15 protein-coding genes are annotated in these 14529 nt (G+C 74.6%); 14 read left to right on the plus strand and 1 reads right to left on the minus strand.

Annotation, left to right across the window (positions count from 1 at the left end; genetic code table 11):
• The first annotated feature begins 12 nt into the window (after positions 1 to 12).
• Complete coding sequence (locus QSK00_RS20855) at positions 13 to 318, plus strand: zf-HC2 domain-containing protein (protein ID WP_285593677.1); 306 nt, start codon at positions 13 to 15, stop codon at positions 316 to 318.
• 165 nt (positions 319 to 483) lie between these two features.
• A complete protein-coding gene (locus QSK00_RS20860; RefSeq protein WP_285593679.1) occupies positions 484 to 1014 on the plus strand; it encodes a hypothetical protein in 531 nt (176 codons plus the stop codon).
• A 70-nt stretch (positions 1015 to 1084) separates the two neighbouring features.
• On the opposite strand, the gene QSK00_RS20865 is transcribed toward QSK00_RS20860, so the two are convergent.
• Complete coding sequence (locus tag QSK00_RS20865; protein ID WP_285593681.1) at positions 1085 to 1426, minus strand: ArsR/SmtB family transcription factor; 342 nt, start codon at positions 1424 to 1426, stop codon at positions 1085 to 1087.
• An 80-nt stretch (positions 1427 to 1506) separates the two neighbouring features.
• On the opposite strand from QSK00_RS20865, the gene QSK00_RS20870 reads away from it, so the two are divergent.
• The 12 genes from QSK00_RS20870 (at position 1507) to QSK00_RS20925 (ending at position 14421) form a co-directional block, all read left to right on the plus strand.
• A complete protein-coding gene (locus tag QSK00_RS20870; RefSeq protein WP_285593683.1) occupies positions 1507 to 3444 on the plus strand; it encodes a heavy metal translocating P-type ATPase in 1938 nt (645 codons plus the stop codon).
• Positions 3445 to 3582: 138 nt separating this feature from the next.
• Entirely contained in the window at positions 3583 to 4851 is a 1269-nt protein-coding gene (locus tag QSK00_RS20875) for an MFS transporter (protein WP_285593685.1), read from the plus strand.
• A 74-nt stretch (positions 4852 to 4925) separates the two neighbouring features.
• Complete coding sequence (locus QSK00_RS20880; RefSeq protein WP_285593687.1) at positions 4926 to 5645, plus strand: Crp/Fnr family transcriptional regulator; 720 nt, start codon at positions 4926 to 4928, stop codon at positions 5643 to 5645.
• Between the two features lie 251 nt (positions 5646 to 5896).
• A complete protein-coding gene (locus QSK00_RS20885) occupies positions 5897 to 6511 on the plus strand; it encodes a superoxide dismutase (RefSeq protein WP_285593689.1) in 615 nt (204 codons plus the stop codon).
• 161 nt (positions 6512 to 6672) lie between these two features.
• Positions 6673 to 8262 carry an ABC transporter substrate-binding protein gene (locus tag QSK00_RS20890; protein WP_285593691.1) on the plus strand — a complete coding sequence of 530 codons (1590 nt, stop codon included), beginning with the start codon at positions 6673 to 6675 and terminating at the stop codon, positions 8260 to 8262.
• Positions 8259 to 9260, plus strand: coding sequence for an ABC transporter permease (locus QSK00_RS20895; RefSeq protein WP_285593694.1), 1002 nt, complete (start codon positions 8259 to 8261; stop codon positions 9258 to 9260). Before QSK00_RS20890 ends, QSK00_RS20895 begins: the two co-directional genes overlap by 4 nt.
• Positions 9253 to 10176, plus strand: a complete 924-nt coding sequence (locus QSK00_RS20900; protein ID WP_285593696.1) for an ABC transporter permease — start codon at positions 9253 to 9255, stop codon at positions 10174 to 10176. Before QSK00_RS20895 ends, QSK00_RS20900 begins: the two co-directional genes overlap by 8 nt.
• The gene (locus tag QSK00_RS20905) at positions 10173 to 11117 is read left to right on the plus strand and encodes an oligopeptide/dipeptide ABC transporter ATP-binding protein (protein ID WP_285593702.1); all 945 of its coding nucleotides are present in this window, start codon (positions 10173 to 10175) and stop codon (positions 11115 to 11117) included. The genes QSK00_RS20900 and QSK00_RS20905 overlap by 4 nt, the downstream gene beginning before the upstream one ends.
• The gene (locus QSK00_RS20910) at positions 11114 to 11764 is read left to right on the plus strand and encodes an ABC transporter ATP-binding protein (RefSeq protein WP_285593704.1); all 651 of its coding nucleotides are present in this window, start codon (positions 11114 to 11116) and stop codon (positions 11762 to 11764) included. The genes QSK00_RS20905 and QSK00_RS20910 overlap by 4 nt, the downstream gene beginning before the upstream one ends.
• Before the next feature lie 56 nt (positions 11765 to 11820).
• The gene (locus QSK00_RS20915) at positions 11821 to 12258 is read left to right on the plus strand and encodes a DUF3099 domain-containing protein (RefSeq protein WP_285593706.1); all 438 of its coding nucleotides are present in this window, start codon (positions 11821 to 11823) and stop codon (positions 12256 to 12258) included.
• 67 nt (positions 12259 to 12325) lie between these two features.
• On the plus strand, positions 12326 to 12577 hold the full coding sequence (locus tag QSK00_RS20920; protein WP_018334527.1) for a DUF3039 domain-containing protein: 252 nt from the start codon (positions 12326 to 12328) through the stop codon (positions 12575 to 12577).
• Between the two features lie 71 nt (positions 12578 to 12648).
• Positions 12649 to 14421, plus strand: coding sequence for a DEAD/DEAH box helicase (locus QSK00_RS20925; RefSeq protein WP_285593709.1), 1773 nt, complete (start codon positions 12649 to 12651; stop codon positions 14419 to 14421).
• Positions 14422 to 14529 lie beyond the last annotated feature (108 nt).

Genomic DNA, 14529 nt, shown 5'->3' on the forward strand with positions numbered 1-14529 from the left:
GACCTGACGGTCGTGGACTGCGAGCGATGCCGGGAGGCGGTCTCCGCCGGGCTCGACGGCGAGGCGGGCGCCCGCGAGACGGCGCAGGCGGACGAACACCTCGGCGGCTGCGCGGCCTGCCGATCGTGGGCGGACCTCGCCGCCCGGGTCACCCGCCGGGTGCGGACCGGTCCGGCCGACCCCGCACCCGACCTCGTCACCGGCCTGCTCGGACCGGATTCGACGGGTCTGGCCCGGCCCGCCTGCGGGTGCGCCGCGAGTTGCGGGTGCGGCTGTCGGCAGGGCCTCGCGTGCCGATGCACGCCGCAGGTGGCCTGAGGACCAGCGCTCGTGTCGGTCACCGAGCGGACCGGGTGGCGCTCCGGCGCGAGCCGGGACGTCGCCGTGGCGGTGACTACTTTTTCGGTTCACCGAAACCAGGGTCTTCCACTGGCGAAAACCTCGCTTACGATGGGCCGACCACCACGACGGACGGAGCCCACGGTGACGGAGCGCCTCACGAGGGGAGCCCACTCCGGCGCGGAGGCGGGCACCTGCCTGATGGAGCAGGTCGCCCTCCTGGCGGGCGAGCCCTTCTCCGACCGGCCCCGCTGCACCGCGCCGGCCCTGGCCGCCCTCGCGCAGCAGGTCAACGACCGGGTCTCCGACGGCGCGCGCGACCGCCTGCTCCCGCTCGTCCCCGCGCTGGCCGCGGCCGGGAGCTGCGACCCGCGCGACGCCTGGGAGCTCGTCGCCGCGTGCGCCCGCGCCGCCCTCGCCGTCCGCCCCGACGACGCCCTTGCCACCCGGCTGCTCGCCCGCGCCCGGCGCGCGCAGCGACGGTGGACCCGCGTGCGCCTCGACGGCGCCGCCGGGTACGTCGTCGGACTCCGCGCCCTCCCGCACCTCGCCGCCGCCTTCCACCGGGCCGTGGTCCTCGCCGGCCCGGCCGGCTCGGCGGAGCGGGACGACCGGCTGGTCGCCCTGCTGCACGACGCCGTCGGGGTCCACCGGGCGGACCTGGTCGCGGCCTGACGGCCACGACCGGCCGTCGGTCTGACCCGGGTGGGGCCCGGCGGGTGCACACCGGCGCCGCGCCGCGGAGCTAGACCGGGTCGACCCGGCCGGTGGTCAGGTGCTCGACGTGGAAGACGGCCTCGTCGAGCAGCTGGGCCACGTGGTCGTCGTGCAGCCGGTAGCGGATCTGGCGCCCGTCCCGCTCGCCGACGACGAGCCCGAGGTGGCGCAGCACCCGCAGCTGGTGCGACACCGCGGACTGCTCCATGCCCACGTCGGCGACCAGCTCACCGACGGTGCGGGGCTCGTCGCGCAGTCGCAGCAGCAGGTGGACCCGGCTCGGGGTCGAGAGTGCGTGCATCGTGCGGGCGACGGCGTCGACGGCCTCCTTCGACCGCGTCGGGGTGTCCCCGTCGATGCCGTGGCCCATGGCGGGAGCGTACTCACCTCAGCGGTTGGTCAGGCATGAAAGTATGAACCACCGTTCATCCGTGTGTACCGTGTCCGGACGTGACCGTTCTCGACGACCGCACCGCCGCGGTCCCGACCCGCTCCCCGCGACGCTCGCTCCTGGTGCGCCTGCCCGAGGCGCGCTGGGCCGCGCTCGCCCTCGCCGCCTTCGCCGTCGGCGGGCTGCTGGTGCTGGTCGGGGCCCCCGCCTGGACGTGGGGCCCGGTCCTCGCCGTCTGCTACGTGGCGGGTGGGTGGGAGCCCGCCCTCGAGGGGCTGCGGGCACTGCGCGGCCGCCGGCTCGACGTCGACCTGCTCATGGTCGTCGCCGCGCTCGGGGCGGCCGCGATCGGCCAGGTCGTCGACGGCGCGCTGCTCATCGTCATCTTCGCGACGTCGGGTGCGCTCGAGGCCTGGGCCACGGCGCGGACCGAGGAGTCGGTGGGCGGGCTGCTCGACCTCGCGCCCGCCCGCGCGACCCGGCTCGCGGACGGGGTCGAGGAGGACGTCCGGGCCGGGGACCTCGCGGTCGGCGAGGTGGTCCTGGTGCGCCCGGGCGACGCCGTGCCCGCGGACGGGATCGTGCTCGACGGGGCCGCCGAGGTGGACCAGGCGAGCATCACCGGCGAGCCGCTGCCGGTGCCGAAGGCCGTGGGCGGCGAGGTCTACGCGGGCACCGTGGCCGCGGGCGGGGCGCTGACGGTGCGGGTCGTCCGCCCGGCGGGGGAGTCCGTCGTCGCCCGGATCGCCGAGCTCGTCGAGGAGGCGGCCCGGACGAAGGCCCGCACGCAGCTGTTCATCGAGACGGTCGAGCAGCGCTATTCGATCGGCGTCGTCGTCGCGACCCTCGCGATCTTCGCGGTCCCGCTGGGCCTGGGCGCCACCCTGGACGACGCCCTCCTGCGCGCCATGACGTTCATGATCGTCGCGTCGCCCTGCGCGCTCGTGCTCGCGACCATGCCGCCCCTGCTCGCGGCGGTGGCGAACGCCGGGCGGCGCGGCCTGCTCGTGCGTTCCGCGCAGGTGATGGAGCAGCTCGGGGCGGTCGACGCCGTGGTGCTGGACAAGACGGGCACGCTCACCGTGGGCGCACCGCGCGTGGTGGGTGACCCGGACGTCGACGTGCTCGCGCTCGCCGCCGCCGTCGAGGCCCGCAGCGAGCACCCGCTGGGCCGTGCGGTGCTGGCGGCCGCCCGGGACCGGGGGCTCGTCGTCCGGGAGGTCGCCGACTTCGTGGCCGAGCCGGGGGTGGGCGTGCGCGGCACCGTGGACGGCCGCCGGATCGGGGTGGGTCGCAGCGACCGGCGTGAGGGGACCCCTCGTGCCACCAGAGCGCTCGGATCCTCCCCTCACGACGACGACGCCACCACGCTCGTCGACGTCACCGACCTCGACACCGGCCGGGTCCTCGGCACCCTCGCGATCGCCGACGCCCTGCGGCCCGACGCGGCCGCGGCGGTGGCCGACCTGGCCGCCCGCACGGCCGTCCCGCCGGTGCTCGCGACGGGCGACCGGGCCGAGGCCGCACGGGCGATGGCCGACCGGCTCGGCGTGGCCGACGTCCGGGCCGACCTGCTGCCCGAGGACAAGCTCGCCGTCGTCGAGGGACTCCGGGCCGACGGACGCACGGTGGCGGTCGTCGGGGACGGGGTGAACGACGCCCCGGCCCTGGCCGGTGCCGACGTCGGGATGGCCATGGGTGGCGCCGAGCTCACCGTCCGGGCGGCGGACGTCGTCGTCCTCGGCGACGACCTGCGGCGCCTGCCCTGGCTGCTCGACCTGGGCCGCCGGGCCCGGCGCACGGTGATCGCGAACCTCGCCCTCGCCGGCACGATCGTCGTGGGCCTGGTGGCGTGGGACCTCGTCGGGCACCTGCCGCTGGCCCTCGGCGTGGCCGGGCACGAGGGGTCGACGATCCTCGTCGCGCTCAACGGGCTGCGGCTGCTGCGCAGCTCCCGACGTTCCTCACCGGACGGACGTTCCGTGGCTCGTCTGTAGTCTGTGATACAGATCGCTGTCGGATTCATCCCGATACTCCCGGTGACAGCACGATTGACCGGGAGGGACCCGTTGACCACTTCGGACCAGACGTCATCACCGAGTGCACCGCCGATGCGCCGCATCGCGCTCGCGAGCATGACCGGCACCGTCATCGAGTTCTACGACTTCTTCATCTACGGCACGGCCGCCGCGCTCGTGTTCAACAAGGTGTTCTTCCCCGAGCTCGGCGCCGCCGCGGGCACGGCGCTGGCGCTCGCCACCTTCGGCGTCGCCTTCGTGGCCCGGCCCTTCGGCTCGGTGCTGTTCGGGCACTTCGGCGACCGGCTCGGGCGCAAGCGCACGCTGGTCACGACCCTGCTGCTCATGGGCCTCTCGACCCTCGCGATCGGCCTGCTGCCCTCCACCGGCGTCATCGGGTGGGTCGCCCCGGCGCTGCTCGTGCTGCTCCGCGTCCTGCAGGGCCTGGCGGTCGGCGGCGAGTGGGCCGGCGCCACGCTGCTCACCGCCGAGAACGCGCCCGCGAAGGTCCGCGGCAAGTACGCGCTCTACCCGCAGCTCGGCCCCTCGGTCGCCTTCGCCCTGGCCAGCGCCACCTTCCTCACCACCGCGCTCACGATGTCGAACGAGGCCTTCCTCGCCTGGGGCTGGCGCATCCCGTTCATCGGCAGCGTCGTCCTCGTCGCCCTCGGCCTCTACGTGCGGCTCGCGATCACCGAGACGGCGGCGTTCGCCAGGCGCAACGAGGCCGGCAACGCCTCCGGCTCGACGAGGCTCCCGGTCACCGAGGTGCTGACCCGCCAGCCCCGCACGGTGCTGCTCGGCGCGGGCTCGACGATGGCGGTGTTCGCCTTCTTCTACATCGGTGTCACCTACCTGACCAGCTACGGCACCCAGCAGCTCGGCCTGCCCCGCCCGACCGTCCTCGCCATGGGCATCATCGGCGGCCTCGTGTTCGCGGCCACCACGATCGCGGGCGCGATCCTCTCCGACCGGGTCGGCCGCCGGAGGATGGTGATCATCGGCAACGCGCTCTCCGTCGTCGGCGGCGTCATCGCCTTCCCGATCATCGACCTCGGGACCGCGGCCTCGTTCGGGCTCGGGCTCTCGATCGTCCTCGGCGTCGTCGGGATCGCGTACGGCCCGATCGGCGCCCAGCTGCCGGAGCTGTTCCCGACCCGCTACCGCTACACCGGCGCCGGGATGTCCTACAACCTCGCCGGCGTCCTCGGGGGCGGGGTGGTCCCCCTCATCGCCACCGCGCTGGTCGCCACCTACGCGACGAGCCTGGCGATCGGGCTCCTCCTGGCCGGCCTCGCGGTGGTCAGCCTGGCCTGCACCCTGCTGCTGCCCGACTCCGTCGACGAGTCCATCAGCGCCGACGCCGCGGCCCCGGTCGCGGCCTGAACCTGGAGGGACGCGGTCGGCCGCGGCTAATCTCCGTCCCGACCCGGGTCGTCCGGGTCGGGACGGAGGCCGTCGTGGCGCAGTCGCTCGCCCGCGCCGTGCCGCCGGCCACTCCCGAGCTCGCCGTCTCCCCGTTCCTGCTCGCCGAGACCGGCCCGGTCGCCGACCGGCTCGCCGCCCTCGGTGTGCCCCGACGCCTGCGCGCCGGGGAACTCGTCATGCGCCAGGGCGAGATCTCCGGCTCGCTCTACGTCCTGACGTCGGGTCGCCTCCGGCTCTCGCTGCTGCGTCCCGACGGCGGGGAGCGCGTCCTGGGCTACGCCGAGCCCGGCGCCAGCGTGGGGGAGACCGCCTGCGTCGACCGCGCGGCCCGCGCCGCGACCGCCGTCGCCGTGATCGACTCCGAGGTCCTCGTCGTGTCCCGCGAGGTCCTGCTCGCCGCGGCCCGCACGGACCCCGAGCTGCTCCTCGAGGTCGCCCGCCGCGTCGCGCACAAGCAGCACGTGCTGCACCTGCACCTCGCGCTCGACGCCCTGCCCGCCCGTGAGCGCATGGTCCTGCTGCTCACCCACCTCGCCGACGCCCACGGCGAGCCGGGCCCCGACGGCCTCGTCCGCCTGCGGCTGCAACTGGGCGTCGACGACCTCGCCGCGATCGTCGGTCTCACCCGCGTCACCGCGTCCCGCGAGCTCTCCCGCCTCGTCGCCGAGGGCGTGCTGCTCAAGCAGCGCCGGTCCTTCGTCGTGCGGGACCGCCCCGCGCTGCGCCGGCTGACGGCCGCCGTCGCCGTCTAGGGCTGCCGCGCGAGGGTCTGCGCGGGCTCGGCGTTCGCGAGGTCCACGTGAGGCAGCCTCGAGGGCCCGCTCGACTGCCTCATGTGCATCTCGGGGAGTGGGACGGGCCGTCCCGACGACGGGTGGAGGTCGGGGCCCGGATGCCTGTCGTGGTGGCGAGGTTTCGACGCCAGGGGTTCGGGGTTGCCTGCATCTGTCAGCTGCAGCAAGATCGCAACAAGAGACTCGATCACCGAGGAGACGTGCGAGCGATGGCGGAGTACTCCCTGCCCGACCTGCCCTACGACTACGGCGCTCTCGAGCCCCACATCTCGGGCAAGATCATGGAGCTGCACCACGACAAGCACCACAACACCTACGTCACCGGTCTGAACACCGCGGTCGACGCCCTCGCCGAGGCCCGCGAGAAGGACACGATCGGGACGACGGCGCTGCTGTGGGAGAAGAACCTCGCCTTCAACTACGGCGGCCACATCAACCACACCGTGTTCTGGCAGAACCTCTCCCCGGACGGCGGCGACAAGCCCACCGGTGAGCTCGCGTCGGCGATCGACCGGGACTTCGGTTCGTTCGACCTGTTCCAGAAGCACTTCACGTCGGTGGCCACGACCATCCAGGGTTCCGGCTGGTCGATCCTCGGTTTCGACACGCTCGCCCAGAAGCTGCGCATCTTCCAGCTCTACGACCAGCAGGCCAACGTACCGCTCGGGATCGTGCCCGTGGTCATGCTCGACATGTGGGAGCACGCCTTCTACCTGGACTACCTCAACGTGAAGCCGGACTACGTGAAGGCCTGGTGGAACGTCGTCAACTGGGCGGACGCCGCGCAGCGCTTCGAGGCCTCGCAGGGCGCCAAGCTGGTCTGACCCCCCCGACCCGCGGTGATCGTTCCGACCAGCTCGATCCACCGCGTCCGCGACGGCCCCCGTGGGTTCACCTCCCGCGGGGGCCGTCGTGCGTCTACCGCACGAATCGTGCAGAAGCTAGTTCTTGTTCTTGCCATAACCTGGTGATTACTGTCCGCCGCGTGATCACCGTCCGATTCGTCCCGGTCGCGGTCGTGGCCGCCCTGGCCCTGCTGGTCGGGGCCTGCGCCGCCCCCACGGCCGGCCCCGCCACCGACCCGGCGAGCATGGTCCTGGCCGACGGGTACGAGCCCGACGACCTCAACCCGCTCCTCGGCTACGGCGAGGAGGGCGCCTCGAAGCTCTACGACGGGCTCACCGCCCTCGACGCCGACCGGCAGCCGCAACCGAACCTCGCCGCGAGCGCTCCCGTGGCGGCCCCCGACGGGCTGTCCTGGACGGTGTCGCTCCGCCCCGGCGTGACCTTCCACGACGGCACGACCTTCGACGCCGCGGACGTGGTGGCCACCTACCGGGCGGTCCTCGATCCCGCGAAGGCGGCCACGGTCGCGTCCGGGTTCCCGATGCTGCGCGACGTCGTGGCGGTCGACCCGGCCACCGTCCGCTTCGACCTCTCCAGCCCGTTCCTGCTCTTCCCGGGCCGCCTCACCCTGCCGATCGTCCCCGCCGAGCAGGTCGCGGCGCCGGGGCCGGCCTCGGACCTGGCGCTCGGCACGAAGCCGGTGGGCACCGGCCCGTACCGGCTCGTCGAGTGGCGGCAGGGCTCGTCGATGGTGCTCGAGGCGAACCCGGCCTATCACGGCGGCACCCCCGCCGTCCGGAGGATCACCATCGTCTTCGCGACCGACGACAACACCCGCGCCCAGCGGGTGGTCGCGGGGGAGTTCGACGGGACCGTGCTCCCGCCCGCGCTGGCGCGGGGGATCGCGGGGCAGGCGCAGGGCATGGTGCTGCGGGAGCACACCAGTGCGGACTACCGCACGATCACGATGCCCTTCGCGAACCCGGTCACGGCCGACCCGGCGATCCGCCAGGCCCTCAACCGCGCGGTGAACCGGCAGGGGATGATCGACGCCCTGCTCGCCGGGCAGGGGACCCCCGCGAGCACGCCGGTCCCGCCGGTGCTGCCGGAGGAGGTCGAGCCCGCCGCCCAGTTCCCGTTCGACCCCGTGGCGGCGAACGCGCTGCTGGACACGGCCGGCTGGGTGCGCGGCGCCGACGGCGTCCGGTCCCGTGGTGCGCTGCCCGCCCGGTTCACGCTGATGTACAACCCGGCCGACACCGTGCGCCGGGACCTCGCGCAGGCCTTCGCCTCCGACGCCCGGACGATCGGCGTCGACGTCCGGCTCGAGGGCCTCGGCTGGGACGCGATCGAGCCGCGCATGGGCGCCGACGCCGTCGTCCTCGGCGGCGGCAACCCCTTCGACACCGCCTTCAAGTCCTGGCAACTGCTCGCCTCGGCGAACGCCGCCGACGGCTTCAACAACCCGGGCTCGTACCGGAACGCCGCCGTCGACCAGGCTCTCGGCGCTGCTCTCGCCGCACCGGACCGCGCGACGCGCGCCGCGGAGCTGCGCCGCTTCCAGCTCGCCTACGCGGCCGACCCGGGCATGGTGTTCCTGACCTTCCTCGGCCACAGCTACCTCACCCGCGACCGCTTCGACGGGTACCGGCCCGTCGTCGAGCCGCACACCCACGGCACCACGTGGGGGCCGTGGTGGAACGTCGAGCGCTGGACCCCGCGGACGTGAGCACCGCAACGGTCGGTCGCCGCCGCGGGCGGGAGATCGGGACGCTGGTCGCGTGGCGCCTCGGCGTCGCCGTCCCGGTGGTCGCCGTGGTCGCGACCGCGGTGTTCCTGCTCGCCGCGTGGTCCCCGTTCGACCCGATCTACCAGTACTTCGGGGCCGGCGTGTTCTCGGCGGGCGACGCCGCGATCGCCAACGCCCGGGTCCAGCTCGGGCTGGACGACTCCGTGTGGTCCCAGCTCGGTCGCTGGGCGGGCGGGCTGCTCTCCGGCGACCTCGGGCAGAGCCTGTCGTTCCGGCAACCGGTCTCGACGGTGGTCGGGCAGCGGCTGCCGTGGACGCTGCTGCTGGTCACGGTCGGCCTCGTCGTGGCGGTGGTGATCTCCCTGGTGGCCGGGGTGACGGCGGCCTGGCGCCAGGGCGGGTGGGTCGACCGTGGGGTGACCGCGGTCGGCCACACCCTCGAGGGGCTGCCGCCGTTCGTGCTCGCGCTCGGGGCGATCGCGGTGTTCGCAGTGGCGTGGCCGGTGCTCCCGGTCGCCGGACTGACCGACGCCGGCGCCGCTCCCACGGTCGACCAGGTGACCCGTCACCTCGTCCTGCCGGCCGTGGTCCTCGGGGTCTCGCAGACGCCGTGGCTGGTGCTGCACGTCCGTTCGTCCCTGCTCGGGGCGCTCGACGAGGACCACGTGACCGGCGCCCGCGCGCGCGGGCTGCCCGAGCGGGTGGTCATGCTCCGCCACGCGCTGCCGACGGCGCTGCTGCCGTTCGTGACGGTGCTCGGCAACCGGCTCCCGGAGCTGGTCACCGGCGCGGTGCTGGTCGAGACGGTGTTCTCGTGGCCCGGCATCGCGGCCGCGGTGGTGACGGCCGCGCTCTCCGTCGACTTCCCGCTGCTCGCGGCCCTGACCCTGCTGACGACGGCTGCGGTGCTGCTCGGCGCCCTGCTCGCCGACGTCGCCGTGCTCGTCCTGGACCCCCGGGTGAGTGCCGATGGCTGAGCTCGACCTGCGCCGCCCCGTCGTCCGGGCCGAGGAGCCCTGGCGCCCCGCGGGCCGTCGGCGGCCCGGGACGCTGCGGGCGCGCGCGACCTGGACCGGCCGCGGCCGTCTCGTGGCCGGCCTCGTCGCGCTCGGCCTCCTGGTCGCGGGCGCGGTGCTCATCCCGTGGCTGGGCGGGCTCGACCAGGGGGCGGTCGACTACGCGGCGGTCCGGCAGCCACCGTCCCTCGCGCACCCGTTCGGCACCGACGCCGTCGGGCGCGACCTGTTCCTGCGCGCGTTCGCCGGGCTCGGCGTCTCGCTGACCGTCGCGGCGTCCTGCGCGGTGATCTCGACGGTGATCGGGACCCTCTACGGCGCCGTGTCGGGGCTGCTCGGCGGCTGGCCGGACCGGCTCCTCATGCGCGCGGTCGACGGCGTGAACGCCGTGCCGCACCTGCTGCTCGGCATCGTCATCGTGGCGCTCTACCGCGGCAGCGTGCTCGCGGTGATCGCCTCGATCGGGTTGACGCACTGGACGACGGTGGCGCGCGTGGTGCGCTCCGAGGTCCTCTCGCTGCGCAGCCGGCCCTTCGTCGACGCCGCGATCAGCGGTGGCGCGTCCCGGCGACGGGTCCTCGGGCGCCACCTGCTCCCGGCGGTCGTCCCGCCCGCGGTGCTCTCGAGCGTGCTGATCCTGCCGCACGCGGTGTGGCACGAGACGGCCCTCTCGTTCCTCGGACTCGGGTTGCCGCCGCACCTGGCGAGCCTCGGGAACATCCTCGCGGAGGGACGGCAGGCGGTGCTGCTGGGCAGCTGGTGGATCGTCGTGTTCCCGTCGGTCCTGCTCGCCGCGACCACCCTCGCGGTGGCGGGCGTCGCCGCGTGGTGGCGCGATCGGTCCCGCCCCCGTCGACGGTCGGAGCTGGCGCTGTGAACACGGCGGGCGCGGCCCTCGAGATCGCCGGGCTCGACGTCCGGTTCCGGCTGCGGCGCGGACGGGTCGTGCGGGCGGCGACCGACGTCGACCTGACCCTGCACCGCGGGCGGCTGCTCGCGCTCGTGGGCGAGTCGGGCTGCGGGAAGTCGGTCCTCACCGAGGCGCTGACGGGGCTGCTGCCGGGCAACGCCGAGACCCGCGGCCGGGCCGTGCTGCATCCGGAGGGGACCGACCTGCTCACGGCGCCCGAGACCGTGCTGCGCGACGAGGTCCGCGGCCGCCGGATCGGCCTGGTCGGCCAGTCGGCGGGCACCTTCCTCACCCCGACCCGCACCGTCGGCGCCCAGCTGCGGGAGGCCGTGCACCACCTCGGCGGTCGGGTGTCGGCGGCGGAGCTGGCCGAGCGGGCGGCGCTCCCGGTCGCCGCGCTCGACGACTACCCGCACGAGCTCTCCGGCGGCACCGCGCAGCGGGCGGGCCTCGCCGCGGCGCTCGCGGGCGACCCCGACGTGCTGCTCGCCGACGAGCCCACCGCGGGCCTCGACCGGCCGCTGGTCGACCGGACCACCGACCTGCTCGCCGACCTCGCCCGCGACGGCCGGGCGGTCCTGCTCATCACCCACGACCTGCGGGCGGTGCAGCGGATCGCGGCCACGGGCCCGGTCGACCTCGCCGTCATGTACGCCAGCCGGATCGTCGAGACGGGGCCCGCTGCCGCGGTGTTCGACCGGCCGTGGCACCCCTACACGGCGGGGCTGGTCGGGGCCCTGCCCGGCGAGCGCTTCGTGCCCGTCCCGGGGCACCCGCCGGAGCTGTCCGACCTGCCGTCGGGGTGCCCCTTCCGGCCGCGGTGCGGGCGCGCCGGCTGCACCGACGACCCGACCCTCGTCGCCCACGGCGACCGGGCGGTCGCGTGCGCGCCGGTGGGGGCGTCGTGAGCCTCGTGGGGGAGGGCCTGGTGGGTGGGTGGCGCCGGGGCCACGCCGTGGTGGACGGGCTCGACGTCCGGGTGGAGCCCGGGCGGGTCCTCGGGCTGGCCGGGCCGAGCGGGTGCGGGAAGTCGACCCTGGTCCGGATGCTCGCGCTGCTCCACGACCCGTGGCACGGCGTGGTCTCCGTCGATGGCACCGCCGTGCCGCGGACCCGTCACCGGGCGCCGGCGGCGCTGCGGCGCCGGATCGGGGTGGTCTTCCAGCAGCCCCGCGCCGCGGCCGACCCCCGGCTCACCCTGGAGGAGATCCTGACCGAGCCGCTGCGGGCGGGCGGCGAACGGGACCGGCCGGTGCTCGCGGCGCGGGCCGAGGAGCTCTGCGACCGGGTCGGCCTCACGCGGGATCTGCGCCCCCGCCGTCCGCACGAGGTCTCCGACGGCCAGCTGCAGCGGGCGTGCCTGGCCCGCGCGCTCGCCACCGGGCCGGACTACCTGCTCTGCGACGAGATGACCGCGATGCTCGACGCCTCGACCACGGCGGCGCTGGTCGCGGTCATCGGCGAGGAGGTCGGGCGCGGCCTCGGCGTGCTGACCGTCTCGCACGACGAACCACTGCTCGCTGCCTGGGCGGGGGAGGTGGTACGGCCCTGGTGAGGGTTGCCCGCCATGCCATCGGGGACCCGGAGTGGGACAGTGACGGTGGAGAGTAGGTGGACGTGAAGCGATCAACCCGTAAGAACGACGACGATCCGGTGCTCATCACCGAGGCCGCCGTCTCCTTCGAGGACGAGTTCGCGGCCCGCAAGAAGCGGTACTCGCTGATCATGGCGTTCCGCATCCCGTGCCTCCTGCTGGCCGGGGTCTTCGGGATCGGCTTCAACTGGCCGTGGGTCGCGGTCGCCTTCATCGTGCTGTCGGTGCCCCTGCCGTGGATCGCGGTGCTGATCGCGAACGACCGGCCGCCGAAGAAGTCGCAGAAGGTGAGCCGGTACCGGGCCGACCGCACGGCGCTCCCCACGATCACCGAGGCGCAGATCATCGAGGCCGCCGAGGTGCTCGACGCGCGCTCGCAGCGCACCGACGGACCCCGCCAGCCGCAGCAGGACGAGCCGCACCACGCGCCGCCGCGGACCGGGACCGACGGCTGACCTGCGCCTTCGGTCGAGTTCCGCTCCTCTGCACCGAGCCCTCGGGCCTCCGGGGCACAATGGGGGCATGAGCCAGACCGCGGTCCTCCCCGACGTCCGCCCGGACGCCACGGATCGGACGAACGACGACGATCCGAAGATGTTCCACTACGTCCGCAAGGACAAGGTGGTCGAGAGCGCCGTCATGGGGAACATGGTCGTGGCGCTCTGCGGGGAGACGTTCCCGGTCACCCGCTCGCCGAAGCCCGGCTCGCCGGTCTGCCCGGCGTGCAAGGAGATCTTCAACAAGCTGCCGCGCGGCGGCGGGGACGACGAGTAGGAGCCCGTCCCCAGGGGCCTCCCGGTGACGGAGGCCGGCCCCGTCCTGCCCACCAGCTCCCCGGAGGGTCCTTGACCACGCGCGCGCCCGGTCGCCCCGGCTCGACGACGTCGCAGACACCGGCGGCCCCACCCCTGCGGCAGTGGCAGCGGCGGGCCCTCACCCGCTACCTCGCGGAGCGCCCCAAGGACTTCCTCGCGGTCGCGACCCCGGGCGCCGGCAAGACGACCTTCGCGCTGAAGGTCGCGGCCGAGCTGCTGGGCGACCGCACCGTCGACACGGTGACGATCGTGTGCCCCACGGAGCACCTGAAGCACCAGTGGGCGGGCGCGGCGACGCGCGCCGGGATCGCGATCGACCCGGAGTACTCGAACTCGGTCGGGAAGCTCTCCGCGGACTTCCACGGGGTCGCGGTGACCTACGCACAGGTCGCGGCGCACCCGATGCTGCACATGAACCGCACCGAGTCCCGCCGCACGCTGGTGATCTTCGACGAGATCCACCACGCCGGGGACGCGAAGAGCTGGGGCGAGGCCACCCGGGAGGCGTTCGGCGGCGCCACACGGCGGCTCGCGCTGACCGGGACGCCGTTCCGCTCGGACGACAGCCCGATCCCGTTCATCACCTACGAGCCCGACTCGGCCGGTGCCCTGCGCTCGAAGGCCGACCACTCCTACGGCTACTCCGACGCGCTCGCCGACGGCGTCGTGCGGCCCGTGGTGTTCCTGGCCTACTCGGGACAGGCGTCGTGGCGGACGAGCGCGGGCGAGGAGATGACCGCCCGGCTCGGCGAGCCGCTGACCGCGGAGCAGACCTCGCGCGCGTGGAAGACCGCGCTCGACCCCAAGGGCGACTGGATGCCCGCGGTGCTGCAGGCCGCCGACACCCGGCTCACCCAGCTCCGGCAGGGCGGCATGCCCGACGCCGGGGGGCTGGTCATCGCGACCGACCACACCACCGCGAAGGCCTACGCGAAGATCCTCGGCCGGCTCTCCGGCGAGGACCCCGTCGTCGTGCTCTCCGACGACCCGAAGGCCTCCGGCCGCATCGCGGGCTTCTCGGCGTCGAACGACCGGTGGCTCGTCGCGGTCCGCATGGTCAGCGAGGGCGTCGACGTGCCGCGGCTCGCCGTCGGGGTCTACGCCACCAGCGCCTCGACGCCCCTGTTCTTCGCCCAGGCCGTCGGCCGCTTCGTGCGGTCCCGCCGCTCCGGGGAGACGGCGTCGGTGTTCCTGCCCAGCGTCCCGACGCTGCTCGGCCTGGCCAGCGAGCTCGAGCTGCAGCGCGACCACGTGCTCGGCGAGCCGCACCGGCCGAAGGAGGGCCTCGACGACGAGCTCCTCGAGCAGGCGAACCGCACCGAGGACGAGCCCGGCGAGCAGGAGAAGAGCTTCGAGGCGCTCTCGGCCGAGGCGGAGCTCGACCAGCTGATCTACGACGGGGCCTCCTTCGGCACGGCGGCCGGTTCGGGCAGCGACGAGGAGCAGGACTATCTCGGGCTCCCCGGGCTGCTCGACCCCGACCAGGTGCGGGCCCTGCTGCGCAAGCGGCAGAGCGACCAGCTCGACGAGGAGACCCGCCGGGCCCGCGACGCCCCGCCCGAGCCGGCCGCCCCGCCGCCCGCGCGCCTGAAGCCGTCGGCGGCGGAGAAGCTCAAGGAGCTGCGCCGGGAGCTCAACACGCTGGTCGCCGCCCACCACCACCGCACCGGGCAGCCGCACGGCGTGATCCACGGCGACCTGCGCAAGGCGTGCGGTGGTCCGGCTACTCCGATCGCGACGGCGGAGCAGATCGAGGAGCGGATCACCACGCTGCGGTCGTGGCGGTCGCAACCGGGTCGCTGAGGGCGCGGCGGAGCCGGATCGTCCGAGCTGTGTCCGACGTCACACGCGTGGGGGACGGCTGCCGAGGGTGTCGATCACGGTGCGATACGTGTCCGTCATGGACGACAT

The sequence above is a fragment of the Actinomycetospora sp. NBRC 106378 genome (assembly GCF_030269685.1).
Classification (GTDB): Bacteria; Actinomycetota; Actinomycetes; order Mycobacteriales; family Pseudonocardiaceae; genus Actinomycetospora.